This is a genomic window from Aquisalinus flavus (assembly GCF_014640095.1).
GTDB classification, from domain to species: domain Bacteria; phylum Pseudomonadota; class Alphaproteobacteria; order Caulobacterales; family Parvularculaceae; genus Aquisalinus; species Aquisalinus flavus.
This window is the reverse complement of the sequence record NZ_BMGH01000001.1, coordinates 2370296-2395905: the sequence shown is the minus strand read 5'-3', so window position 1 is coordinate 2395905 and position 25610 is coordinate 2370296. Positions and strand designations below refer to the sequence as shown.

General features: G+C 61.2%; 26 protein-coding genes. 19 read left to right on the top strand and 7 right to left on the bottom strand.

What is annotated here, in order from left to right; translation table 11 throughout:
• Positions 1-17 precede the first annotated feature (17 nt).
• From IEV88_RS10870 to IEV88_RS10855, 4 genes are all read right to left on the bottom strand, one after another.
• Positions 18-1025, bottom strand: a complete 1008-nt coding sequence (locus IEV88_RS10870; RefSeq protein ID WP_188158422.1) for a flagellin — start codon at positions 1023-1025, stop codon at positions 18-20.
• Between the two features lies 1 nt (position 1026).
• A complete protein-coding gene (flgK, locus tag IEV88_RS10865; RefSeq protein WP_188158423.1) occupies positions 1027-2478 on the bottom strand; it encodes a flagellar hook-associated protein FlgK in 1452 nt (483 codons plus the stop codon).
• Between the two features lie 55 nt (positions 2479-2533).
• On the bottom strand, positions 2534-3835 hold the full coding sequence (locus IEV88_RS10860; RefSeq protein WP_188158424.1) for a flagellar hook protein FlgE: 1302 nt from the start codon (positions 3833-3835) through the stop codon (positions 2534-2536).
• 115 nt (positions 3836-3950) lie between these two features.
• The gene (locus tag IEV88_RS10855; RefSeq protein WP_229731457.1) at positions 3951-4802 is read right to left on the bottom strand and encodes a flagellar motor protein MotB; all 852 of its coding nucleotides are present in this window, start codon (positions 4800-4802) and stop codon (positions 3951-3953) included.
• A gap of 168 nt (positions 4803-4970) precedes the next feature.
• Here IEV88_RS10855 and IEV88_RS10850 point away from each other — a divergent pair, with 168 nt between their 5' ends.
• The 8 genes from IEV88_RS10850 (at position 4971) to IEV88_RS10815 (ending at position 12093) form a co-directional block, all read left to right on the top strand.
• Complete coding sequence (locus tag IEV88_RS10850) at positions 4971-5906, top strand: FliM/FliN family flagellar motor switch protein (protein ID WP_188158426.1); 936 nt, start codon at positions 4971-4973, stop codon at positions 5904-5906.
• Positions 5907-6031: 125 nt separating this feature from the next.
• Positions 6032-6901: a flagellar motor stator protein MotA gene (gene motA, locus IEV88_RS10845; RefSeq protein ID WP_188158427.1), complete on the top strand. Its 870-nt coding sequence runs from the start codon at positions 6032-6034 to the stop codon at positions 6899-6901.
• A complete protein-coding gene (locus tag IEV88_RS10840; RefSeq protein WP_188158428.1) occupies positions 6898-8751 on the top strand; it encodes a tetratricopeptide repeat protein in 1854 nt (617 codons plus the stop codon). The genes motA and IEV88_RS10840 overlap by 4 nt, the downstream gene beginning before the upstream one ends.
• Positions 8744-9481, top strand: a complete 738-nt coding sequence (locus tag IEV88_RS10835; RefSeq protein WP_188158429.1) for a flagellar hook-basal body complex protein — start codon at positions 8744-8746, stop codon at positions 9479-9481. The genes IEV88_RS10840 and IEV88_RS10835 overlap by 8 nt, the downstream gene beginning before the upstream one ends.
• Before the next feature lie 116 nt (positions 9482-9597).
• Positions 9598-10383, top strand: a complete 786-nt coding sequence (gene flgG, locus IEV88_RS10830) for a flagellar basal-body rod protein FlgG (RefSeq protein WP_188158430.1) — start codon at positions 9598-9600, stop codon at positions 10381-10383.
• Entirely contained in the window at positions 10383-10805 is a 423-nt protein-coding gene (gene flgA, locus IEV88_RS10825; RefSeq protein WP_188158431.1) for a flagellar basal body P-ring formation chaperone FlgA, read from the top strand. Before flgG ends, flgA begins: the two co-directional genes overlap by 1 nt.
• Positions 10802-11527: a flagellar basal body L-ring protein FlgH gene (locus IEV88_RS10820; protein ID WP_229731456.1), complete on the top strand. Its 726-nt coding sequence runs from the start codon at positions 10802-10804 to the stop codon at positions 11525-11527. Before flgA ends, IEV88_RS10820 begins: the two co-directional genes overlap by 4 nt.
• An 11-nt stretch (positions 11528-11538) precedes the next feature.
• Positions 11539-12093 (top strand): hypothetical protein, encoded by a 555-nt coding sequence (locus tag IEV88_RS10815; RefSeq protein ID WP_188158432.1) that lies wholly within the window; start codon positions 11539-11541, stop codon positions 12091-12093.
• A 75-nt stretch (positions 12094-12168) separates the two neighbouring features.
• Here the strand turns inward: IEV88_RS10815 and IEV88_RS10810 are convergent, their stop codons facing one another.
• Both IEV88_RS10810 and IEV88_RS10805 read right to left on the bottom strand, forming a co-directional pair.
• Positions 12169-12831: a flagellar hook assembly protein FlgD gene (locus tag IEV88_RS10810; protein ID WP_188158433.1), complete on the bottom strand. Its 663-nt coding sequence runs from the start codon at positions 12829-12831 to the stop codon at positions 12169-12171.
• Positions 12832-12844: 13 nt separating this feature from the next.
• Positions 12845-15121, bottom strand: a complete 2277-nt coding sequence (locus IEV88_RS10805) for a flagellar hook-length control protein FliK (protein WP_188158434.1) — start codon at positions 15119-15121, stop codon at positions 12845-12847.
• A 111-nt stretch (positions 15122-15232) separates the two neighbouring features.
• Between IEV88_RS10805 and IEV88_RS10800 the strand changes: the two genes are divergently transcribed.
• The 9 genes from IEV88_RS10800 to IEV88_RS10760 all read left to right on the top strand — a co-directional run bounded on the left by IEV88_RS10800 (position 15233) and on the right by IEV88_RS10760 (position 23388).
• Positions 15233-15583, top strand: coding sequence for a rod-binding protein (locus IEV88_RS10800; protein WP_188158435.1), 351 nt, complete (start codon positions 15233-15235; stop codon positions 15581-15583).
• A 1-nt stretch (position 15584) separates the two neighbouring features.
• Positions 15585-15971, top strand: a complete 387-nt coding sequence (locus tag IEV88_RS10795) for a hypothetical protein (RefSeq protein ID WP_188158436.1) — start codon at positions 15585-15587, stop codon at positions 15969-15971.
• Positions 15972-16170: 199 nt separating this feature from the next.
• A complete protein-coding gene (locus IEV88_RS10790) occupies positions 16171-17427 on the top strand; it encodes a flagellin N-terminal helical domain-containing protein (RefSeq protein WP_188158437.1) in 1257 nt (418 codons plus the stop codon).
• A 70-nt stretch (positions 17428-17497) separates the two neighbouring features.
• Complete coding sequence (locus IEV88_RS10785) at positions 17498-18760, top strand: flagellin N-terminal helical domain-containing protein (RefSeq protein WP_188158438.1); 1263 nt, start codon at positions 17498-17500, stop codon at positions 18758-18760.
• A 142-nt stretch (positions 18761-18902) separates the two neighbouring features.
• Positions 18903-20156: a flagellin N-terminal helical domain-containing protein gene (locus tag IEV88_RS10780; RefSeq protein ID WP_188158439.1), complete on the top strand. Its 1254-nt coding sequence runs from the start codon at positions 18903-18905 to the stop codon at positions 20154-20156.
• A 216-nt stretch (positions 20157-20372) separates the two neighbouring features.
• Positions 20373-21632: a flagellin N-terminal helical domain-containing protein gene (locus tag IEV88_RS10775; protein ID WP_188158440.1), complete on the top strand. Its 1260-nt coding sequence runs from the start codon at positions 20373-20375 to the stop codon at positions 21630-21632.
• An 82-nt stretch (positions 21633-21714) separates the two neighbouring features.
• Positions 21715-22104: a flagellar biosynthesis regulator FlaF gene (gene flaF / locus IEV88_RS10770; RefSeq protein WP_188158441.1), complete on the top strand. Its 390-nt coding sequence runs from the start codon at positions 21715-21717 to the stop codon at positions 22102-22104.
• A gap of 1 nt (position 22105) precedes the next feature.
• On the top strand, positions 22106-22549 hold the full coding sequence (locus IEV88_RS10765) for a flagellar biosynthesis repressor FlbT (protein ID WP_188158442.1): 444 nt from the start codon (positions 22106-22108) through the stop codon (positions 22547-22549).
• Positions 22549-23388, top strand: a complete 840-nt coding sequence (locus tag IEV88_RS10760) for a DUF1217 domain-containing protein (RefSeq protein WP_188158443.1) — start codon at positions 22549-22551, stop codon at positions 23386-23388. The genes IEV88_RS10765 and IEV88_RS10760 overlap by 1 nt, the downstream gene beginning before the upstream one ends.
• Here IEV88_RS10760 and IEV88_RS10755 read toward each other — a convergent pair whose 3' ends face one another.
• Complete coding sequence (locus tag IEV88_RS10755; RefSeq protein WP_188158444.1) at positions 23389-24741, bottom strand: FliI/YscN family ATPase; 1353 nt, start codon at positions 24739-24741, stop codon at positions 23389-23391.
• Positions 24742-24842: 101 nt separating this feature from the next.
• On the opposite strand from IEV88_RS10755, the gene IEV88_RS10750 reads away from it, so the two are divergent.
• Positions 24843-25190, top strand: a complete 348-nt coding sequence (locus IEV88_RS10750; RefSeq protein WP_188158445.1) for a flagellar basal body protein — start codon at positions 24843-24845, stop codon at positions 25188-25190.
• Between the two features lie 26 nt (positions 25191-25216).
• On the top strand, positions 25217-25609 hold the full coding sequence (gene flgC / locus IEV88_RS10745; RefSeq protein ID WP_188158446.1) for a flagellar basal body rod protein FlgC: 393 nt from the start codon (positions 25217-25219) through the stop codon (positions 25607-25609).
• Position 25610: the final 1 nt, after the last annotated feature.

Below are 25610 nucleotides of genomic sequence, written 5' to 3'. Positions count from 1 at the left end.
CTGTTGGATATAGTTGGCTAGCGAATAAAGTTGGTCAGGTTCAGGGCCGAGAGACGGGAGGTGAGCAGATAGCTCGTCTCCAGCTGCGTCTCCAGCTGTTTCAGTTCGGTTGCGGCTTCATACTGGTCACGGCCGACAAGGGTCTGGTAAACGGCGCTGAGCACGATGCGCTCATGGCCATCATTGTCGATGCCCTTCTCGATGGCGCCCAGCGTGACGCCCAGCTTCGCTTCCATGTCGAGAATACCGGCGCGGCCGACTTCCAGGCTATCGACCCCGGCGGTGACGACGGCGCGATAATCAGCACCCGGCTGTGTCATTGGCAGCGAGCGGTTCGTGGCCAGCACGGCAAGGCCGCGGATCGTGTCCTTGATCGCCTGATCGTCCGCCTTCACTGTATAATCCACGCGGGTACCATTGCCGAGCACGAGGCTGGAGGCATTGTTCTCGCCGCCCTTGTAGATCGTGGTCTGGAACCCGCCCGCGGGATCATTGAAGTAGAAATCCAGTGCGGCATTGACCACAACCGGGTCGCTGGACGAGGTCATGATCGATTCGACGTCGGCCAGCAGGTCCTGCGCCGGCCCGAGTGGTGCCGTCTGCGCCGCATCGCCGGAAAACAGCGTGCGGTTGCCCTGGCTGACATTCAGCATCGAGAAGACGCTTTCCAGCGCTACTTCGGCTTCGGTCGCAATCGTCCGCATGCCGGTGGAGTCGCCGGAATCGACCGTCGTCAGGGCGCGCGCGCCGATATCGTCGAAGGCGTTGCGGATATTGCCGAGCGAGGTGACCATCGTCTCGACCCGGGCCGAGACGAGGCCATAGAGCCCGATGCGGCTGTCGATATCCTGCAGGCCCTTCTTGATCAGATTGGCTTCGCCGATCTTCGCGCCGGTCGCGGCGGGAATATCGGCATGCCTGCCGGTCACGGCTTCGAGGGAGGCATCGCGCATGCGCGCCCGCATCTCCGTCGTCGCCTGGTTCATGCGCGTGTAGGTCAACAGGTTCGGCACGCCCTTGATCATCTTATATCTCCATCAGGCTGCGCATCATGTCGTTGACCGCCTGGATGACGCGCGCATTGGCGGCATAGGCCTGTTCGATCAGCAGCAAAGCCTGCATTTCCTGGTCGGTATCGACGGCGCCGACCTTCAGTTCCGCCTGTGCCAGGATGTCTGCACGGGCCATGGCCGAGGCGGTTGTTGCCTCTGACCGGGTGCGGGCCTCGCCGACGGCGCCGTTCACTTCGGCGATGGACTCTGCCATCGAAAAATTTCCCGGCAGGCCGGCGGTGCCAAGCGATGCAGTCTTGGTCGTCAGCGCGTCGATCATGTTATTGAAGATCGCGCCATTCCCTGTCGGGCCTGCAGCGGCGGCATTGATGCCATCGCGCAGGCGCCAGAGCTGGCCGCCAAGAGCCGGGTCAACGGCGGCATTGATCGACAGGCGCCCGGCAAGCCCGGCCGTGTCTGCCGGGTTCAGTGCAGCGCCATCATCCGTAAACAGACCGGCATCACCGGGTGTCAGTGTCGGGTCGAGCCCGGCACTTTCGAACCGGCTGACGAGGTCGGCGGCGAGAGCATCTATCTGGGCCTGGAATTCCGGCGCGATGCGGTCGCGAATATCGAAATAGCCCGCCATCGCCCCGGACTGAACGGCCATCTGGCTCGTGCCGCCGGGTGTGATGTCGACACCGTTCACGCTGAGCCCCGAAAGCCCGGACGCGGGATAGGAATCGCTGGCCGTGATCATATGGGACCGGGTGAACTCGACCTCGTGCACTTTCTCCGACAACAGATAGACGCCTTCGCGCGTCATCAGGTGAACCTGGTCATTATCGTTGCGGATGACCTTGACGGGGATAAGTCGTGAAACCTCGTCGATCAAACTCTCGCGCTGGTCCTGCAAGGTGGCAGCGGCCTCGCTTCCGGGATCGGCGCTCATCAGGCTCTTGTTGATATTGCGGATATCGGCGAGGGCTGTGTTGACCGTCTCGACGCCGGCAGCGATCGCCTCGTCGGCGGCGACGCGCTCCTGCGTGATCATCTCGCTGAGATTGTTGAATTCTGCGCTCAGGTCATTCCCCGCCAGGAGGAGCGCATTTTGCAGCGCTGCAGACTCCGGGGTCACTGACAGGTCGGTCAGGGTTGATTCGAAATTCCGGAAGACGGAAAAAAGTCCGTAGCCTGTCTCCGGATCGCCAAGGGCCTGGCTGAACTGGATGCGGCTGTTCGCCGTGACATCAGCGCGGGTGTAGGAGGCCTCGGCAATACGCCGGTCGGCGGTCAGGACAAGGTCCTGGGCGCGGTTGACGCCAGAGGCAATCACGCCGCCATAGGCACGCTCGGCAACGGACAAATCCCGGCGTGCATAGCCGGGATTGTTCGCATTGGCCACGTTGTTCGACGCGATCGAGGCCCTCAGCGCAGTCGCTGAGAGCCCGGATGTCGCGTTCGATAAGGCACGTGAAATACTCATTGTATCGCCTGTCGATGTGGATCGATGTGATCCGTCAGCCTAGGTCAGGAACCGGTTACCGTTTCAGGTTGGTGGTTTCCTGCAGCATCTCGTCAACAGTCTGCACGATCTTGGCGTTGGTCGAGTAGGCCCGCTGGGTCTCGATCAGATCGGTCAGTTCGGCGGCGATATCGGTCGTCGATTCCATCAGGGTGAAGCCCTGCGTGGTGCCGACGGCGCCGGTACCGGAATCCCAGAAGTAGACTTCACCGGAGTCGCGGGACAGGGAGTAGGCCTGATCACCCTGTGATTTGAGTCCGTTCATGTTCGGCACATCGGCGACGGGGATCTGGTAGAGGGTACGCCGCAGGCCGCTTTCATAGACGGCTTCCAGCATGCCCTTGTCGTCGATCTCGATCGACTGCAGCTCGCTTATCGGCGAGCCGTTCTTGGTCACGCTTGTCGGCGAGAAGGCTGCATCGAGCTGGGTCAGGCCATCGCGGCTGCCGGCGGTACCGACATAGAGGCTGACCGGTCCGTGTGCGGCGTTGATGGTGATCTCGCCAGTGGCTGCGTCGTAGGCCGCGCCGGCACCACCGGTCACCGTACCGACAGTACCGCCATTGGTAAGGCCGGTGTTGAAGTCGATGGTGAAGGAGGCAACCGGGGCACCGGGATTGGCGCTGTCGTTGACGGAAACGGTCCAGGCATTGCTGGCACCGGCGCCCGGCACGGTCGGCGAGAAGCTGAGCGTCAGCGTTTCCGAGGAACCGAGGCTGTTGAAATATTCGACCGGCAGGTCGAAGGGGGACCCTGCGGCGCCGGCTTCGGTTGCTGAGGACGGCAGGTTGACGCCGAGATTGATGTTGGTCGTCGGTGAGGCGACGAACTGGTTGGCGGCGACGTTTACCGGCTGCAGCCCGACGGCGGAGTTACGGCTGACGGACGGGATGTTGCCGCTGGCGTCTGCCGGCCAGCCCATCAGGTAGAGGCCGCTCAGCGTCGACATGAAGCCCTGGTCGTTCGGGGTGAAGGAGCCGGTCGGCGTCAGCATCAGCGTGCGGGCCGAGGCCGAGGCGGTGACGCCATTGCTGTCGGTCACCGGCAGCATGCCGCGGCCGTCGACGGCGATGTCGGTGGAGTTGCCCGTGTTGATCAGGGCGCCTTCCGCGTCGACATTCTTGTAGGACCGCGAACTGACACCACCGGCGCTGTAGCCGGTCTGGCCCTGGTTGAGGACCATGGCTGAGAAATCGACCTCGCTCTGCTTGTAGCCGATCGTTGCGGAGTTGGCGATGTTGTCTGAGATGGAGGCAAGGCGCGAGGCATTGGCCGCAAGGCCCATTACCCCCGCATTGAGGGAAGAAGATATACTCATAGCAAAATCCTATCGCTGTATGGTGCGTTAAGAATTGTGCACTGTGGTTAACAAAGGGCTAACGGACTGATTTCAATCGGTTGATATCGCTTGCATGGCCGGCGCATTGATCTGTCTACTGCAGGATCGTGATGGAAATCCGGCGGTTTTGCGCGGCGTAGATATCCTCGGCGATCAGGGGATCGGTCGCGGCCTTGCCCGACACCTCGGTGATCTGTTCTGCCGGGAAACCGGCATCGATCAACAGGCGGCGCGAGACATTGGCGCGGTCCGTCGACAGCTCCCAGTTCGAATAGCCGGTGCCCGAGCGATAGGGCTTGGCGTCGGTGTGGCCGACCAGCTTGATGTCGTTACCGATCTTTCCGAAGGAGCCGGCGACCAGCACCAGCAAGTCTTCCAGAAGCGGCGATGCCATGGCGTTACCGCTGGCAAACAGCGGCGCTCCATCGGATTCGACGAGCTCGATCACGAGACCTTCAGCCGTCATTTTCATCATGATGTGGTCGGAGATCTGCGCAGCCTCGCCGGCAAGTTTCTGCTTCAGGCTTTCGACGCTGTTGGCCGTCATCCCGTCAATTTCGGTTTTGACGGCTTCGTCAGTGTCCGTGGCGGAATATGCCAGCCCCAGATCGGCGACGTCGACCTTGCTGTTCCCGTCGAAATACTTGATATCCATGGAGCCGACGCCGTCCTTTGCCATTTCCTTGTCGCTGAAGACGGAGGAGCCGTTGAGCGCGTCCGCGCCGCCGCCGGAGATCCGGCTGATCGGGATCGACGGGTTGAAATAGTCTGCGATCCCCTTGCGCTGGTCCTCGGTCGTGGCGTTGAGAAGCCACATCAGCAGGAAGAACGCCATCATCGCGGTGACGAAGTCGGCATAGGCGACCTTCCACGCGCCACCATGGTGGGCGGCAGCGATCACCTTCTTCTTTCGCTTGATGATTGGCTGAACTTGGTTTGACAACACCCCGGTACCCATACGCAACTGAATGACAGGGTGAACACTACCCTATTGGCGTAAATACTCGTTTACACGGATAGTCGGCATTTCCGGGTTCCCGTTAACCATTCCTAAACCGGTCGATCACGACAATCGCACCTTCAGAAGTCACGCAAATCAGAGCAAGCCGGAGTCATGGGTTCCATCCTGCGCCAGAAACTGACGGCACGGCCGGCTGTCACAGACGAGACCAAGGGGTTGCAGCCCCTGTGGGATGGTTTTGCGCGCCTGGTCTGCCGCCGCCTCGAGGAAGAGGAAATCGGCGCGGTCATGGTGAAGTCGATTTCCTCCAGACGCGTGACGTATGAGGAATATCGCGCGGCCAATGAGGGGGCTCAGGCAGTCTTCCTGATGGCGTCAAAACAGGTGCCGGCCGCCTGTATCGGCCATGCGTCGCGGGCGCTTTGCGCCATCATCCTCGGCCGCAAGACCGGCGATGACAGCCTCGCCGGCGACGAAGCGCAAACCCATGAGCCGGGTATGCTGGACGTGCTGCTCCTGCAACCGGTCATGACCGCGCTGTTCGATGGCTTCAGGCAGTCCTGCGATGGCCTTGAGAAGGCGAGCCCCTTCACCGGCGCGTCCTACCGCAATGGCACGACCAAGCTTTCCGGCATTTCCATCGACGATGAGAAATCGCCGCTGCTGGCGCTGACCTTCGATCTGACTATCGGCCTCGACAAGACCGCGCCGCTGACATTCCTGATGCCGTTCCAGCCGATCGAGAAGCTCTCGACACTGCTCGCCAACGCGCCCTCGAAATCCGTCGATGATCCGGAAGATCCGTGGCCGCCGCATATGCTGAGCGCTGCCATGTCTGCGCGCGTCCAGCTTCGCGCCGTGCTGGAGCGCTGCCCGATGACCGTTGCCGAATGCGCGCGCCTGGAAGTCGGCCAGGTCATTCCGCTGCCGGGTGTCAGCCTGAACGAGCTCTGCCTCACGGCCTGGGGCGGCCACGGGCACCTGCCGGTCGCGACCGCGGCGCTGGGCGTCATGAAACAGTTCAAGGCGGTGAAGCTGATGAGCGATCCGTCGGAAGAGTTCTTTGCCGATTTCGCCGACGCGTCGTGACATGCTGGCGGGGGGAATCAACATCAGTGTGGCCGGTAAGGGACAGGTAAGGTTCCTTAAGACAATCCGGATATCGTTAAGAAGTGTTTACACTTTGTAAACCATCAAAAGGTTAATGCTGTCCTATGAACGCGCTGCTGGGTCTTTTTATCACTGTGGTCATGGTGTTCGGCGGGTATATGCTCGCCGGCGGCAAGCTTGGTATTATCCTGCATTCTCTGCCTTACGAGATGATGATGATCGGCGGGGCGGCGATGGGGGCGTTTATCGCCGGCAATTCCTTTTCCACGATCAAGCATGTCGGCAGCGATATAATGGCCGTGTTCAAAGGGCCGAAGTGGAAGAAGAACGATTACCGCGACCTGCTTTGCCTGATGCACGATCTTGTCAACGTGCTGCGCCAGAGTCCGGTCGATGTCGAGGCCCATATCGAGGCGCCGCAGGAATCCGCGATCTTCCGGAAATACCCCAAGATTCAGAAGGATCATTACGTCGTTGAGCTGATCTGCGACACGATCCGCTCGATGATCATGAATTTCGACAATGTCTACCAGGTCGAGGAGCTGCTGGAAAAGCAGCTCGAGACCATGGAAGAGGAGGCGCTGCACGGCGCCCACGCGCTCCAGAACATGGCCGATGCATTGCCGGCACTTGGCATCGTCGCCGCCGTTCTCGGCGTCATCAAGACCATGGCCTCCATCGACAAGCCGCCTGAAGTGCTCGGTCAGATGATCGGCGGTGCCCTCGTCGGTACCTTCCTCGGCGTGTTTCTGGCCTATGGCATCGTTGGTCCGTTTGCGGCCTATGTGAAACATGTGCGCGAGGAAGAGCACAGCTTCTATTCGCTGATTCGCGAAGTGCTGGTCGCCTCGCTGCACCAGCACCCGGCCAATATCTGTATTGAGGTTGCCCGCCGAAACGCTCCAAAAAGGGTACGTCCCAGCTTTGTCGAGATCGACGAGGCCCTCAAAGAGTCCAAGAAGGCGGCTGCATGACGCGGATTTTCGCATCGCTACTGTTTTCGACTGCCCTCAGCCTCGGCCCGACCGCCGGGGCTCTGGCGCAGGAAGCGGATGACAGCGAGGCCGGCAGCAGCCTGTCGCGTACCGAAGATGCGCTCGAGCGTATCCTGCAGGACGCGCTCGAAGAGGGCTATGTATCCCTGCGTGAGGACGAGCAATCTGCAGGGCCGGAACAGTCCGGTCAGCAGCCTGCGGCCGCGAACTCCCCCGCCGCCATCATTTCCGCCACGGACGAAGACGGCTATGCGGATATCGGCGCAATCCTGCAGGAGACCGGCTATACGACCAACGACGAGGTGCCGGCCGAGCTGATCAGCGCCACCTGCCAGGATAATGATCTCTTTGCCTTCCGCGAGCGGGTCTATTCCTGGGAGGAAGCCTCGCGCATGCAGATCGCGATCGCCGGTTCCGCAGCGGCGCCGGACGCGGAATCCTCCATCAGGCTGGCAAAACACTATCTCGCCCTCGGTTTTGCCGAAGAGGCGATGTCGCTTGTCAGGCCTTTCGCCACGGATGAGCGGGCACGGACAGTTCTTTACATGGGCGAAACGGTTGCCGGGCGCATCAGCGATGGCAACGTCCTGAAATCGGTCGATGCGGCCTGTTCCGGTCCGGCCCGGCTGTGGCGCGCCGTCGCCCTCGTCGAATTCCAGCCTTCGACGGCGGTTTTCCTGGCCGCGTCTGTCGCCAATGAGCTGAAACAATTGCCGCCGCATCTGCGTGTCGATTTTGCCACCCGCCTCGGCATTACCGCCGCAGAGAACGGCCAGTGGATCCTCGCCGAAAAGCTGTATGATATCGCCACCGAGGAAACCCTGCCAGGGACGACGCAGGTGATTTATCTCCGCGCGCTGATCAATGCCCATAACGGCGTCGATGTGGATGTCGCGCTGAACACGGTAGAGCGGTTCGCCCAGCAGGAGGGCCCGCTTCAGGCGCAGGCGATCCTGATGCTGAGCGACCTGCAACCGCAGCAGGAAGGCGAGCATTATCCGGGGTATTACCGCGACCTCGAGAATGTCGCCGTGCGGTCCAACGGTGCCCCTCAGAGCTTCCCTGAAGCGTTCATGGAAGTGCGCCTCGCTGCTGAAACCGGCAAGTATTCGCGTGCGGTGGAAATCGCCGCGCAATATCAGTATCCGACCATCGCCGACCGCGACACAATGAAGACGACGCTTGCAGGACTGTTCGAGACGGCGCTGTCGCGCACCAGTGCGACGACACGGTTTGCCGCGCTCAACGGTTACATTGCCCATCGGCCCTTTTTCGACGGGATCGACAGGGAGGCGGTGCTGACGATTGGGGCAGCCCGGGCGGCCCTCGATCTCGGCTTGCCGGAACAGGCGATCTCCCTGATGCAGCAATTGCCTTTCGAGACGCTGGGCGACGAGGAGCGCAAATTGCTGGCACGGGCCTATGTTGCCGATCGTCGCTATGACGAGGCGCTGTCACTGACGCGCAACAGCGAAGACCCCGTGATGATGGCGGTTGCTGCAACGGCGCTGCACCGGCTTGGCCGGGAACGGGAAGCCCTCGACGTATTGCGGCGGGGTCCGGGTACAATGCGCAATCTTGAAGGACAGGCCCGCATTGCCTGGGCGTCCGGCCAGTGGGCGCAGGCGCGCGATGCCTATGCCGCGATGCTGGTGGAGGATGCGAACAGCCAGACGCAAGCGCGTCACGCACTTGCCAGCTACATGTCGGGTCAGAGCGGTGCACTCGCCCAATTGCCGACCCAGGCAAGCCTGCAGGCGCTGGAGAAGCTGCTTGCAACGCACCCGGAAGATATATTGATTTTGAGGGAGGTGCTGACCAATGGATAGCGCAGCCTATATGACCGTATCGCGGCAATCGTCCCTGCTGCGGGAGATGTCGTCGATCGCCAATAACATCGCCAATGTCAACACGACCGGCTACAAGAAAAGCGGGTTCCTGTTCTCCGAGGCCGTCGATCGGCTGTCGGCCGCCGACAAAGAAGGCAGTATCGACAACGACCTGTCCGAAGGCAGTGTCGGCACGCAGTTCTATTCCAATGAGCAGGGCTTTCTCGACCAGACAGGCGGCGTTCTCGATCTGGCCATTGACGGCGACGGATACTTCGTCGTCGAGGGGCTGAACGGCGAGCGCCTTACAAGAGCCGGCGTGTTCATGCTCAACAACCAGCGCATGATCGTCAATCCGGAAGGCATGCCGCTCTTGAGCGCAGAGGGTGAGCCATTCGAGATTCCGATCGATGTCACTGACATCGTCATCGCACAGGATGGAACCATCAGTACCGACGGTAACCCGGTCGGGCGCATTGTCGTGGTCGATACACCGCCCGGCATGATCGCACGGGAGGGGTCGAATTTGTGGCGTCCTCTCGACGGGTTCGACCCGGTCGAGAGTGAAGTGCGTATCATGCAGGGCTATCTCGAAGCGTCGAACGTACAGCCGATCATGGAAATATCGCGCCTGATCGAGGTGCAGCGCAATTACGAAATGAACCAGAAAATTCTCGACCAGGAAGACCAGCGCGTCAGCGACGTCGCAAGGACGATGAGACAGGGCTAAGGGTCACGCCAGCAGGCAGCGAGGATAGCGTCTGCGGTCAAAGGGCATACGGACCATCAGGTCCGGCAGTAGATTAAGGGTACAGGACGTACCGGCAGTAGAGGCAGGAGGCCTTCATGAACTCACTGAAGATTGCCGCAACCGGAATGGCTGCGCAGCAAATGCGCGTCGAGGTCATTTCCAACAATATCGCGAATATGAGCACGACGGCCTATGCGCCGCGCTCGGCGCAATTCGCGGATCTGCATTACCAGCAATTGCTGCCGCCGGGTGCCGTCTCGTCGGAAACCGGTACGACCGTGCCTGCGGGGATCCAGCTCGGCATGGGTGTGCGCCCGTCCGTCGTCTCCATGGAAATGGTCCAGGGCGTCCTGGAAAACACCGGTGGCGACCTCGACCTCGCCATCGAAGGGCGGGGCTTTTTCGAGGTCGAGCTGCCCAGCGGCGAAAGCGGCTTTACCCGCGATGGAAAGTTCAACCGGTCGGCCGACGGTCTTGTCGTGACCGCCGATGGTTATCCGCTGGCTGACAATATCGTCATTCCCAACGACGCGCGGGAAATCACGATCAGCGCCGACGGCACGGTGACAGCGTTTTTCGATGACGCCCCTGCCGGCCAGCAGATCGGCCAGATCACGATGACGGTCTTTGCCAACGAAAAGGGTCTCGAGGCGATGGGGTCAAACCTCTATCGCGAGACGGCCGCCTCCGGCGCGCCGATCACCGCCGCCGCCGGCACCCAGGGCATCGGCGTCATGCGCCAGGGATATCTGGAAGAATCAGGCGTCGATGTCGTAGCCGAGATTTCGGAGCTGATCGAAGCGCAGCGCGGTTACGAACTGAATTCGAAAGTCATCTCCGCCGCCGACGAGATGCTGGCCGCCGCGACACGGGTGCGCTGATGATAAAGCTGACCGCCATCATCGTGACGTTTGCCGCCGCTCTCGCGCCAGCCGCCGCCGCCGATGTCATGGCGGTCACGACGCTGGAGCGCGGACGTATCCTGACCAATGCCGATATCGATATCTATCCGGCGGCGAACGAGGACCCCTATACCGTCCGCGACGCCTATATCGGCAAGCAGCTGAAACGGACTGTCTATGCCGGCAGCGAGATCACGCACATGCACCTGCAGGAGCCGATCCTCGTCCAGCGCAACGCCATGGTCACCATGACCTATCAGTTCGGCACACTGACCATCGTCACGGCGGGTAGGGCGCTCGGTGCCGGATCGACCGGCGAGCTGGTCGACGTGATGAACCTTGAATCCCGCAAGACGGTCCGGGCTCTCGTGACAGGGCCTGACCGAGTGACAGTACCATGATGAAAAGAAACCTCCTTGGCCTTGCCGTTCTTTCGCTCGCTGCCGCGGCCTGCGCGTCCGGCTCGCCGGCCTATTATCCGGCGCAGGCGCCACTGACGGCACCGGGCTCGTCCTATTCGCCATTGCCGGCATCCTATGCCGAGCCGCCAAGGGATGGTGCCTCGGCGACCTCCCTGTGGAGCAGCGGCCCGACTTCCCTGTTCGGGGACCGGCGCGCGTCCAAACTTGGCGACATCGTCACCGTGGTGATCGAACTCGACGAGGAAGCGGAATTCCAGAATTCGATGAGTGCAGGCCGCGCCAATGAAGAAAATTTCTCCGTAGACGCCCTTTTTGGCTTCCCGGAATGGGCGAACGGCGTGCTGCCGGGCGGCGCGACACTCAGCCCCGGGGTCGATCTCAGCCGTGAGCGGACTGCCTCTGGCAACGGGGCGATCAGCCGGCAGGAAAAACTCACCCTGCGCCTTGCCGCCCAGGTCATCCAGGTCCTGCCGAATGACTATCTCTATGTCGTCGGCACGCAGGAGATCCGGGTCAATCACGAGACGCGCCAGCTGCAGGTGACAGGCCTGATCAGACCGGAAGACATCACCAGGCTCAATACCATCACCTATGACAAGATCGCCGAAGCCCGGATCGCCTATGGCGGTGTCGGCCAGCTCAACGATGCAGTCTCGCGCAGCAATGGATCGAGAATCCTGAACAAGGTCATTCCGTTCTAGGAGGGGTATCCATGATCAAGAATCTCGTTGGCGGCTTCATCATGGTCATTTTCGTGATCGGCGGGGCGATCGCCGCCGATGCGCTGAAGCCCGGTGACAAGCGCTTCTTCGGCAATGCCGCGCCGGCTGCAACAGCCGCAGCGCCGGGGGAAAATGCGGGACCGGCGGGCGCGGAAAACGCCGGGGCGCAAGAGAAATCGTCAAAGAAAGATGCGCATGGCGGCAATCCGGCGAATACCGGCTCGACGGCCTATTACAAATTCTCCCGCCAGTTCATCGTGCCGGTCGTCAGCGATAGCAATGTCCAGTCCCTGGTCATTCTCGACCTCAATCTGGAGATCGATCCGAACCTGGGCGAGAGCCTTTATGCGATGGACCCGAAGCTGCGCGACGTCATCATGACGGAGCTTATCGCGCTGTCAAACGAGGGCCGGTTTGCCCGACGGATGACGGATCCGTCCAACTATGCCGAAATTCGCATGCGGCTGCTGACTGCCGTGCAGACGGTGCAGGCAAAAGGTGTCCGCGACGTCCTCATTCTGGATCTTGCCAGACAGGATCAGTAACAAGGCTGGACCAGGACAAAGATCCTACTGGGCACAGGCAGGTCAGGACGGGCAGTACCGCGTCCTGCCGGGCGATCATTCCCCCGCGACGCGGGTTACCTTGGTGGCGCTCTGGGTCATGTTGTTCTCGAACCCCAGCATGATCTCGCCATTTTCTATCGAGGCTTGCGTCACCTTTGAGATGATCTTCGGCTCCATCATGCCGAGCGGCTGACCGCCCTGATAGAGTTCGATCACCATCTGATACAGACCATGCTCGGCGTCGGCGTTCTTTGATGTCTTGCCGTCCCAGCTCCACGGCGATTGCGCCGGGTCGAGGGACTGGGTGTCGACCACTTCGCCGGCTGTATCGCGCAGCACCATCAGCGCCTGATCGGCCTCGGCCGGTATATCGGCGGTGAAGCTGACCGCGCCGCCCTGATAGGGCAGCCAGGATGTGGTCACGGCGGCATCCTGGCCGACCCAGTCACCGGCGGTACTGGTGAAGAGCTCGGCGATCATCAGCGAGATACTCTCGAGATGATCATTCGTCCGCACCTGCTGCTCGAGAGAGGAGAATGTCGCCAGCTGTTCGACGAATTGCGTCGAATCCAGAGGTGCCAGCGGATCCTGGTTGCGGATCTGCGCCGTCAGCAGCGTCAGGAACGTGTCGAAATCCTCGGAGATCGGATTGGAACTCTGATTTGCAGCCCCGGCGCTTGTCTGCGCCGAAGTCGAGGTGATGCCTGTAACATCCATGCCAGTCTCCTTCCTAGAGCCTGATATCTATCGTATCCGCAGACCATGCCGGTCTGTATCCCTTCGGCGCTTTCTGCGCCTGTGTTTCACTGTCTCTGGCCGATGCGTATTGCCCGCCTGCATGAGAGGGACGCTCGGCCTGTTGCTGGCCTGCCTGCTGCTGTGCGGCCTCGCGCCCGCCGCTGCCCATGCTCAGATTGATATCGGTAAAGCCGGCAGAAGCCAGATCCCGCATCAGAATATCGAGGCTGCGGCGCATCAGGCTGGCGGTTTCCGGCTGGTCCGCATGCAGAATGGCCGTGACCCGGTGATCGCCATCAAACCGGAAATCAATGCTGACACGACCGAGCTCTGGCGGGTCCAGACGCAGTTCCATCCTGCCCGATCCCTTGTGTGATGCTTCGATGGCGGTGGCAAGCTGCTGTAATGCCTGGCTCTGGATCGCCGGGTCAGCGATCATCCGTGTGACCCCGCTTGCGGGGGCGGTCGCGGATGCTGAGCTCCCGGGCGTCAACAAGGCCTGTTGTGCTTCCGCCTGGCCGGGAATTGATTGCTGTACGGTCTTTATCGGTCCTTCGGAAAAGTCAATCGCCGTGAAAGCCGTGTCAGTCTGCGGTGCGGCAGGTCCGCCCGCGGGGTGGGCCGGCGGGACAGGCGCAGGATTCCCGGGCGTCGCCTGCGCGGCGGCCGGCGCTGCCGGTGTTTGTGTCGCCGGTGCCGCTACCATGCCTTCCTGAGCTGGCTGATGCGCCGTACCCTGAATGGTTTGCGGCTGCGCCTGTGCCGTGCGGACGTCAGCTGCGATCGGCGGTGTGCGCACAGCCGGGTCGAGGGTCTGCGCGGCTGGTGCCGGCGCGGGGTCGACAGGCGCTGTCGCGACGGCGGCATTGGCCGACGGCGTGAGTACCGCACTGGCGACCGGTACGGAGAGACCCGTCTCGATGGCGAGACCTGCTGGGACTGCCGGCATCGCCTGAGCTGCGTTCGCCGGGACGGCCGCGCGGGTGACGACTGTGATCGCGAACGGAATATTTGGCAGTTTTGGCGCGTGCGATTGCGGCTTGGCCGAGTGCGGCGCGACCTGCTCGGTTATTGTGTCCTGTGGGGCAACAGGAGAGGCCGGATTCGTCTGTGTCGGAACGGCTACCTGCTCGCCGGCCTGGCGTGCCGCCAAGGTCTGTCCGGCGGTTTCGGTCAGGCTTATTGCTGCTGCCGTGCTGGCCGCTTGCGGCACAACCGCGTCGGCGCTTGCGCGCAACTCTCCGGGAGCCGCAGACTGTTGCAATACGGACAGTGCCGGTCTTTCCGCTGCCGGGCCCGCTGCCGGCGGGACGTTCGGTGCAGGGGAATTTCCGGGCCGGGAGGTATTGCCGAGGGCGCTGCTTTCCGGGGGCATGGGCGTTTCGGGCAGCGCTGCCATTGCCTGGGGCGCCGTGGCGCCACCTGCCGGCGCGGGTCGCGCCGGGATGCTGTTTATGTCGCGCGCCTTGCCTTCTGTCCATCCTGCGACGGACGCAAAGGGCGTCGGCTCATCGGCACGGTCACTCCGGCGCAGGTTGTCAGGCGCGCCTGTCACACCAGTGGCCCATGTGTCTCGTGTGATCTCGGTGGCAGCCGCACCCTCGGTGGCAACGGTGACCCCGGCCGTTGCCTTTGGCGCGATCTCGTCCGGCGTCGCTTCATGTCTTGCAGGGGTCTGCCTATCCAGAACAGGCGGCGTCGTGTCTGCGGCCGTCTCGTCAGCGGCTGCAGGTACTTGCCCGGAGTCGGATTGATTTGCAGGGCCGCTCGTCACGCGCAATTGTCCTGGTTCCCGCTCCACCGCGTTCGTCATCTCTCGCTCGCGCCTCTGTTCGTTCCCAGCAGGAGCCGGCGCCGTGGCAGCGGGCAGCTCGACAACCGCATAGCCCTGATCGTTCAGGCTATTGGCCTTACGGGGTTCTACACCATACTCCGTGACCGGGGATATCTCTTCAGGGGCGGCGGACAGGTCGTGCGCGAACCGGCTGGGGGAATACGCGGCAGCGGCAGGCACCACAGGGGCAGGGGCGGCAGTGGCAGGGGCTTCAGTGGCAGGGGCTGGCGGGGCAGGGGCGTCAAAGGTTAACGGATCTGCGGAAATTTCTACCCGGGAAACGGCATCGAAGGCGCTGGCGAAGGCGCGGCTTTCCTGTTGAAGTTGGAGCGAGATGCCATCTCCCGCGCGCGGGCCAAGCCCATTCGCGACGGGTGCTGCGGATGCCTGCAGCAGGTCTTCCCCAGAGAACAACAGGTCAGACAGAAATTGCATCGACTACCTTTCAAACTCTGCGAACCTTGTTAACCTTCAAATGGTTTACCAATCCTTTACGAACGCCTGTTTAGGGTTTGGTAACAGAGGTAAACAGACGGTTCTCAGCGCATGGCCGACGCAGTATCGCTCAACGCCCATTCAACGACCGCCGTGACAGGACCGGGCACCGGCGTCCGTGCCCCGGAACCAGCTGCGGACGAGGAGGCGCGTCTACGCGATGCGGCAAAGCGTTTCGAGCAGAGCTTCATTGCCCAGATGCTGGTCTATAGCGGTCTGGCAGACTCGCTGACGAGCGGCGATGGCAAGGGCGCCGAAGCGTTCACGACTTTTTATATAGACCAGCTCGCCGAGCGCCTCGCCGACCAGGGCGGTTTCGGCCTGGCGGATACGATCTACAAGCGGCTGGCGGTTTATCAGGACCGGAACGATGCACCGCCCGAAATTGACAAGGGTCTCTGACATGCCGGACGTCGTTGCCATCAAACAATCCCTGTCTGACCTGAATGGCCTGCTCGAGCAGGAAAACATCATGCTCCTGTCAGGCGACTATGCCGGGTTGAGAGAGATTGCCGATCGCAAGACCGCGCTCGTGCGGGAGGTGGAAACCTTTCTGGCGCAGTCCGGGCCCGATGGCTTCGATGAGACCCTGAGGCGGGGACTTTCTGTCCTTCAGAAACTCACCGTGCACAATGGCGTGCTGCTGAAAGCCGCCTACAATGGATCGAGGGCGGCACAGGCTCGCCTTGTTCAGATCGCCGGCGAGCGGTCGAATGTCGGCGCCTATTCACCGACCGGCAAAAGCATCGTTTCAACCGAGGCGATTATCTCCCGTCAGAAAACAGTCTAGCCGATTAACTAAAATTTATCGTTTGATTGTCTAAAGTCCGATCATACAGCCCGGATTGGCTGTGCCGGTGTACCCCGGAAACGTCAGGAAGACGTAGGTTACTGACCACACATTCATGTCAGTTCGAAATGGCTGTCCCCTTTGGGCAGGCATACGCAAATAAGCGCGTTTCAAACGCGCGCATTGAGGGATCAAACCTATGTCCAGCATCAATTTCAACCAGAGTGCGCTCGTCGCCCTCGACACCCTTAAGGGGATCAACAAGAATCTCGGCACCATCCAGTCGCAAATCTCGACCGGTAAAGCCGTTGGTTCGGCCAAGGATAACGCCGCCATCTGGGCGATCTCCAAAGTCATGGAATCCGACGTCGGCGGGTTCTCCAAGATCAGCGAATCCCTGAACCTCGGCTCTTCCACGGTCGCCGTCGCCCGCGCCGGTGCCGAACAGATCGAAGGCCTTCTGCAAGACATGAAGGGCCTTGTCATTTCCTCGCAGGAAGAAGGTCAGGACCAGGACAAGATCCAGACGGATATCGACCGCCTGAACGACCAGATCGGCTCGATCATCGACGCTGCCCAGTTCAACGGCGTCAACCTGCTCAAAGGCCAGGACACGCTGTCCGTTCTGTCCTCGCTTGACCGTTCGTCCACCGGCGTTGCCACCTCGACGATCTCTGTCAGCCGCCAGGACCTGAAAGCCACGCAATCCGTCGATACCGCCGGCACCTATGCTGCCGGTACCGGTGGCTCGGCTGCAACGCTGAACGCAACCCAGACTGCCAGCATCACGGTCGGCACGCCGACTGCCGGTGTTGCCTACTCTATTGGCCTGACGGGTACGGACGCTGATGCCTCTGCCTTCACGCCGGCCGATTACACAACCGCCGGAACGGCGACCGGTGCTGCCAGCATTGCCTATGTCGCCCGCGACGGTGATACAGCTGCTGACGTTGCTGCCGGCCTTGCTGCTGCCTTTGCAGCTTACGCCGCAGACAACTCGCTCGACACGTCTGTCCTGAACGTCACCGCCGATGGCGCCGACCTCGACTTCACGTCGGGTGCTACCGATGGTACCGACACGATCGCCGTTCGTCTCGACACGGTAACGTCTGACGACAACGTCGCTGCCGGTGTCCTGACTAATGTTGCCGCAATCGACGTCACCACGACCGAAGGGGCGGCTGCCGCTCTCGCAACGATCGAAACCGCCATTCAGGGTACCGTCAATGCGGGTGCTGAATTCGGTTCCGCCGAGAAGCGTATCGACAACCAGATGGAATTCGTTGGCAAGCTGATGGATGCCATGAAAGCCGGTATCTCGGCTCTGACCGATACCAACATGGAAGAGGCCTCGGCCCGTCTTCAGTCGCTTCAGGTCCAGCAACAGCTGGGCGTGCAGGCGCTGTCGATCGCCAACGGCTCCTCGCAGACCATCCTGTCGCTCTTCCGCGGCTAATCCAATAGTGGCGGCCCCGAAAGGGGCCGCCAGTTCTTTCGAAATCTATCTGAATTAAGGAATTTGTATCATGTCCAGTATCAACTTCAATCAAAGCTCGCTCGTCGCTCTCGATACCCTGAAAGGAATCAACAAGAGCCTCGGTAATATTCAATCGCAAATCTCCACCGGCAAGTCCGTTGGTTCCGCCAAGGACAACGCCGCAATCTGGGCGATCTCCAAGGTCATGGAATCCGACGTCGGCGGTTTCGCCAAGATCAATGAATCCCTGAATCTCGGCTCTTCCTCTGTTGCTGTCGCCCGCGCTGGCGCTGAGCAGATCGAAGGCCTTCTCGAGGACATGAAGGGGCTGATCATTTCTTCCCAGGAAGAAGGCCAGGACCAGGACAAGATCCAGACCGATATCGACCGCCTGAACGAGCAGATGACTTCCATCGTCAACGCTGCCCAGTTCAATGGCGTCAACCTGCTCAAAGGCGGCAACGAAGGTCTGTCCGTCCTGTCATCGCTTGACCGGTCATCGACGGGCGTATCCACCTCGACGATCTCGATCACGCGTCAGGACTTCACCACCAATGCCCAGTCCGTCGACACAGCCGGCACCTATGCTGCCGGTACAGGTACGGACACGGCAACACTCGATGCCACCCAGTCCCGTACGCTGACCGTCGGCTCGCCGACCGCAGGCGTTGCCTATTCGATCGGCCTGACAGGCACGGACGCTGACTCGTCGGCCTTCGTCCCGGCCGATTACACGACTGCCGGTTCGGCCACAGGCGCCGCCAATATCGCCTATGTCGCAAAAGATGGCGACACCGCCTCTGACGTTGCCGCAGGCCTGGCCGCTGCCTATGCGACCTATGCTGCCGACAACGCGCTCGACACGGACGTGCTGAACGTCTCCGCCAGCGGCGCCGACCTGACCTTCACCTCCGGGTCGACCGATGGTACGGACACGATCGCCGTCCGTCTCGACACGGTGACATCTGACGATAACGTCGCCAAGGGCGCTCTGAGCGATGTCAATGCCATCGACGTCACAACGGCCGAAGGTGCCGCTGCGGCGCTCGACACGATCGAGACCGCCATCCAGGCAAGTGTCAATGCCGCCGCCGAATTCGGTTCCGCCGAGAAGCGCATCGACAACCAGATGGAATTCGTTGGCAAGCTGATGGACTCCATGAAGGCCGGCATCTCGGCCCTGACCGATACCAATATGGAAGAGGCCTCGGCCCGTCTCCAGTCGCTTCAGGTCCAGCAGCAGCTGGGCGTGCAGGCGCTGTCGATCGCCAATGGTTCTTCGCAGACGATCCTGTCGCTCTTCCGCGGCTAGGGACTAACCGAAAGGCGGACCTTCCGGGTCCGCCTTTTTTCGGCGCCGTTGCTTATGGTTAATCAACCGTAACGGCCGGCTGAGGAACAGCTTCCGCCGATCCTTCGACAAAAGAAGAATCAAAACAGACGGGAGACCTGTCATGTCCAGCATCAACTTCAACCAAAGTGCGCTTGTCGCGCTCGATACCCTGAAGGGTATCAACAAGAATCTCGGTACCATACAGGCTCAGATCTCGACGGGGAAATCTGTCGGTTCAGCCAAGGACAACGCCGCAATCTGGGCGATCTCCAAGGTCATGGAATCGGATGTGGGCGGTTTCTCAAAGATCAGTGAATCCCTGAACCTCGGTTCCGCGACCATCGCCGTTGCCCGCGCCGGTGCCGAACAGATCGAGGGCCTGCTCGAGGACATGAAGGGGCTGATCATTTCTTCCCAGGAAGAAGGCCAGGACCAGGACAAGATCCAGACCGATATCGACCGTTTGAAGGACCAGATTACCTCGGTAACCAACGCGGCGCAGTTCAATGGTGTCAACTTGTTGAAAGACGGGGCTGCGATGAATGTGCTGTCCTCTCTCGACAGAAGCTCGACGGGTGTCGGTACATCCAATATCTCGGTCAATCGCCAGGACCTCAGTACCGCTACGCAATATGTCGATACCAGCGGCACATTCGCCTTTGGTGACACCGTTCTTTACCTCGATGCGACGCAGACGCGCACACTGACGCTCGACGATCCGGTCGCAGGCGTTGCCTATTCGCTCGGGTTCCACGGGATCGATATCGACAATTCCTCGTTTACGGAGGCAACCTATCAGAGTGGCAGCAGCGCCGCTGCCTCAGAACCGCTTTCCTATGTCGCAAAGAGCACCGATACGAAGGCTGATATTGCTGCTGCCCTCGCGGCTGCCTATGCCCAGTATGCAGTGGACAACGGTCTCGACACCAATGTGCTGAACTTCACCGCATCGGGCGATGACATCATCGCGACATCGACGGTCACGGACGGGACCGACACGATCGACGTGCATATCGATACGATCGTCAGCGACAACAACGTCGCGGGGGGGACCCTTGCCGATGTCGATGCGATTGATGTGACCACTGTTTCCGGTGCGACCGCCGCTCTTGCCACGATCGAAACTGCCATCCAGGCAACGGTAAATGCTGCGGCCGAGTTCGGCTCTGCCGAAAAGCGCATCGATAACCAGATCGAGTTTGTCGGCAAGCTGATGGACTCCATGAAGGCCGGCATCTCGGCCCTGACCGATACCAATATGGAAGAGGCCTCGGCCCGTCTCCAGTCGCTTCAGGTCCAGCAGCAGCTGGGCGTGCAGGCGCTGTCGATCGCCAATGGTTCTTCGCAGACGATCCTGTCGCTCTTCCGCGGCTAGACCCCTTAAGGGCCGGGCGATTTCAGCCCGTCCCTGAGCCCGGTTCCGCCGGGTAAAACATGAGCGCAGGCAGGCCGCGAGCCCTGCCAGGCCTTCCGGTCCGTTAAGAATTCTTGACGGGCCTTAAGGCTTTTTTGCGTTTCTTAAGGTTGTGTTTACCAAATGCGTTAAGAAATGTGTCTCAAAGTGGCACTTAACCATGAGGGAGCCAATCCTATGTCCAGTATCAACTTCAATAAAAGCGCGCTTGTCGCGCTGGATACGCTGAAGGGGATCAGCAAGAATCTCAGCGAGGTCCAGTCGCAGATTGCAACGGGCAAGAAGGTCGACTCCGCCAAGGACAATGCCGCGATCTGGGCGATCTCCAAGGTGATGGAATCCGATGTCGGCGGGTTCGCCAAGATCAACGAATCACTCAATCTCGGCGCATCGACGGTCGCGGTCGCCCGCGCCGGTGCAGAGCAGATCGAAGGCCTTCTCGAAGACATGAAGGGCCTGATCATCGCCTCCCAGGAAGAAGGCCAGGACCGCGAAAAGCTGCAGACGGATATCGACCGCCTGAATGACCAGATCACCTCGATCATCGACGCGGCACAGTTCAATGGCGTCAACCTGCTCAAGGGCGGTGACACGGTGAACATCCTGGCCTCGCTCGACCGGTCCGCCTCCGGGCTTGCCACATCCAGCATCCGCGTCGACCGCCAGGACATGATGGCGGCGCAGGTCGTCGATACTGCGGCCGGCGTCTATGCCGCCGGTACCGGCGGGTCCGCCGCGACACTCAACGCCACGCAATCGCAGGATATTGCCGTCGGCACGCCGACTGCAGGGGTCGCCTATTCTATCGGGCTGACGGGCACGGATGCAGACTCCTCCGCTTTCGTTCCGGCCAGTTACACGACGGCAGGAACGGCAACGGGCGCCGCCAATATCGCCTATGTCGCCCGCGATGGTGACACGGCTGCCGATGTCGCCGCGGGCCTCGCCGCTGCCTATGCGGATTACGTTGCCGCGAACTCCCTCGATACGGATGTCCTGAACGTCACCGCCGATGGCGATACGCTGAGCTTCACCTCGGGCGTCACCGACGGCACCGACACGATCGCCGTGCGCCTCGATACTGTGACCTCTGACGACAACGTCGCCAAGGGGGCCGTCTATGACGCCGCCAGTATCAATGTGACGACCTCTGAAGGCGCCGCCGCCGCCCTCGGCACCATCGAGCGCGCGATCCAGGCGACCGTGGATGTCGCGGCTGAATTCGGTTCCGCCGAAAAGCGGATATCCAACCAGATGGAATTCGTTGGCAGGCTAATGGATGCGATGAAAGCCGGCATCTCTGCCCTGACGGATACGGATATGGAAGAGGCCTCGGCCCGGCTCCAGTCGCTTCAGGTCCAGCAGCAGCTGGGCGTCCAGGCGCTGTCGATCGCCAATGCCTCGCCGCAGCAGCTGCTATCCTTGTTCCGTAGTTAACCAATTTTTATCCGCGCTGGCGATATCTTCAGCCCAGGGCGTCCGGATGAATAATGAGACGGCCAGGTAAAGGGTTATTTGAATGTTTAATAGTGGACTAGCTGCCAAGGCCTACGCGACAAGCAACCGCGAGACCGCTTCCGGCAAGCAGATCGAACTGAAAGTCTTCTCGTCGATCACGGCCCGCATCGCTGCAGCGGACACGGATACGATTGGCGGCTTTGCCGATCTCGCCGAGGCGATGCACGAAAATGTCCGCCTGTGGAATATCATCGCCGTCGATGTCGTCGACAGCGACAACCAGCTTTCCCAGGAGCTGCGCGGCATGCTCCTTCAGCTTGCGGACTTTACCAGCCGGCACACGATGAAAGTATTGCGCGGCGAGGCATCGCGCGACGTGCTGGTCGATATCAATAGGGCAATGATCGGCGGACTTTCCGGGATCGTTCCCGACGCGGAGGAGGCGGCGTAACATGGCTGGACTGGTACTGAACCTGCGACCGAACGAGAAGTTCATCATCAACGGTGTTGTCGTGCAGAACGGGGCCAAGCGTGCCCAGATCCGCATCGAGAATGACGACGCCAACGTGTTGCGGGTTAGCGATGCCATCCATCCGAAAGACGTCAACACCCCTGTAAAGCGCGCCTACTACATCGCCCAGCTCCTCATCTCCTGCGATATCGAGGAAGCCGAAGGCCGCAAGAAACTGGCCGGCGCCCTGCAAGACCTCCTTGGCGTATTCCGGATGGGCGACCCGGCCGAGCGACTCGGCAAAGCCGTTGAATCCCTGCAGGAGCGCCGCTATTATTCGATCATCTGCCATCTGAAGGCGATCCTGCCGGCCGAAGAAGAGCTCCTGAACTATGCCCATTCGCGCCAGGCGATGGGTGAGCCAATGCTGAAACAGGCTGTCTGATGAGCTTCACGCCGGTCATTCCCCTGAACGGTTATACCGGCTGGAAATTCGTTCAGCGGACCTATGACCGCCAGTTCGAAAGCTTTACCAAGTCGCCCGAGATCGCGCGCAATATCGATTATTTCAAGGAAAACATCCGCAGCGCGACCAAGGTCGAGGACCTGGTCACCGACCGCCGCTTGCTGACCGTCGCGCTCGAGGCCTTTGGCCTTGGCGATGATATCAACAAGGGCGCCTGGGTGCGCAAGATCCTCGAAGAAGGCACGCTGAGCGATGATGCTTTCGCCAACAAGCTCGGCAATCCTCAATACCAGGAATTTGCCCGCGCCTTTGGCTATGGCAATGGCGGGTTCGACCCGACCGACAAGCAGATCGAGCGTATCGTCGAGAATTACCGCACCCGCGCCTTCGAACAGGCGGTGGGCAATGTCGACAACGATATGCGCCTTGCCCTGAACTTCGAACGAGAGATCGGCGCGATCGCCAATAACGAAAACCTGTCACAGGTCGGTGGCTGGCTGAAGATCACCGCCTCGCTGCCGCTGCGCGAAGTGGTCGAGGCGGCGTTCAACCTGCCCCAGGAATTTTCCCAGCTTGATCTCGACCGCCAGACGGAAATCCTCGCCGACAAGTCGTTTCAGCTATTTGGTGACAAGTCCGTATCGGCGCTGGCCGATCCGGAAAATGTCGAGACCATGATCCGCCGGTTCCAGCTGCGCCGCCAGGTCGAGGCCGGTCCATCGGCGCTGACGCCCGGCTACAGCGCGCTGCAAGTGCTTCAGGGCGGCGGCGGGCTGGGGTCCGTCGGCATCGCCAACCTTTTGCTGTCCAATATCTGATCAGGCTTTATTGCCGGCTTCGTCCACTGCCTCGGGCTGCATGGCGAGGATCTGCATCAGCCTTTCATAGCTTTCATGGGTCTCGCCCGGAGATTTCTCGCCGATGAACCTGTCGAGCTGCGGCCAGACCTTGACCGCCTCGTCGAGCAGAGGATCGGTGCCCGGCGCGTACAATCCGGCGCGGATCATCGGCGCCGCTTCCTCATAGGCGCCCAGAAGCGCCCGCCCGCGCGACAGCACCCCATTCTCCGCAGCGCTGGCCGCATGGGGCAGCGACCGCGAGACCGATCGGCGAACATCGATGGCCGGATACCGGCCCCTTTCCGCGATCTGTCGATCGAGCACGACATGGCCGTCGAGGATCCCGCGGACCATGTCGGCGACCGGCTCTTCCATGTTCGATCCGGCGACCAGGACGGAGAAAACGGCGGTGATGTCGCCGGATCCGTCGAGGCCCGGCCCCGCCCGCTCGCACAGCCCGGCCACGGCGCGGAAGGTCGATGGCGGAAACGCCCTCAAGGAGGGCGTCTCGCCCGCCGAAAGGGCCACTTCGCGATGGGATTCGGCAAAGCGGGTCAGGGAATCGAACAGCAGCAGTACATGCTTGCCCTGGTCGCGGAAATACTCCGCCGTCGCCATCGCCATATAGGCGGCGCGCTTTTTCAGCGGGGCCGGGTCAGACGAGGTGGCGGCAAACACGACGGAACGTTTCAGCCCTTCCGGACCCAGCGCGTCCTCGGCAAAGGCGCGCACTTCGCGCCCGCGTTCGCCGATCAGGGCGAGGACGACGATGTCGGCCTCCATGTGGCGGGCGAGCTCCGACAGCATGACCGACTTGCCGACGCCTGACCCCGCGAACAGGCCGAGGCGCTGGCCCCGGCACAGGGGCAGGAAGGTATCGAGCGCGCACAGGCCGGTATTGAGCCGTGCACCGAGCGCCTTGCGCCGGGGGGCTGGCGGCGGCGGGTTCTTCAGCGGCATTTCCAGCGCGCCCGATGGCGGGCTCTTGCCATCCGCTGTCAGCCCGAACGGGTTGAGGATATGCCCGGTCCAGAACGGAGAGGGCTTCGGGCCGACCTGCCGGCCGAAACTTGCCTTGGCCCCGACGCGGATGGCGCTTGCCTCGTCATAGAGGATCGCTATGGCGCTTGCCTCGTCCATGGAAATGACCTCGCCGCCGATCTGGTGGCCATGGCCGTTCTCGATGGTGACCCGATCGCCGAGATGGGCGACGCCGGACAGGCCGGTAATGCTCGCGACATCGCCCTTTACCGCGCTGACATGACCCCAGAAGGGCTGGTCGGCGGCGGTCGACAGGGAGGACAGGGCTGATTCCAGCCGGGTGACGCGCATGAAAAGTTAACCGGTGTTAGGATTTATTAACCATTTGATAACGATATCGCGGCATTTTTTACTGAATCGTTAACCTTCGTAAACAAATCGCGAATTGCCCCATGAAAATTCTCGACAGCTTCTCTGCCCTGTCCCGCTACGCCGCCCAGCGCCATTCGGTGCTGTCGGACAATATAGCGAATGCCAACACCCCCGGGTATAAAGCGCAGGACCTCCAGCCCTTTGAGGATTACTTCAGCAAGGCCCGCCAGCTCGGGGCGGTCGACACCATGGAAGCTCCCATCGTTCGGATGGAAACGAAAGCCGTGGTTTCCCCGAACGGCAACAATGTCTCGCTCGACGAGCAGATGCTGAAAACGGCAGAGGCCAAGGGCCAGCATGACATGGCGCTGGCGGTCTACAAGAAGACGCTCGACATCTTCCGCCTTGCGCTCGGCCGGAACGTCTAGGCGGAAAAATCAGGGAGGGATAGAAAATGGACTCACTCGGAAAATCCATGAGTGCTGCGGCAAGCGGCATGAGCACACAGTCTTTCCGCATGCGCATCGTCACCGAAAACCTGTCGAATGCCGACACCAATGACTATCAGCGCAAGCTCGTCTCCTTCGCGACCGTTTATGACAACGAGACGGGCGAAGGGACCCTGACCGTCGGGCCGGTGCGCACGGACAAGACGCCGGGCGACAAGGTCTATGAGCCGTTCCACCCGCTCGCCGACCAGGATGGCTATGTCACCAAGTCGAATGTGGACATGATGATCGAAATGGCCGATGCCAAGGAGGCAGGCCGGTCCTATGAGGCCAACCTGACCGCGTTTCAGCAGGCGCGGGAAATGTATTCCAGCCTGATCGCATTGCTGAGACGGTAAC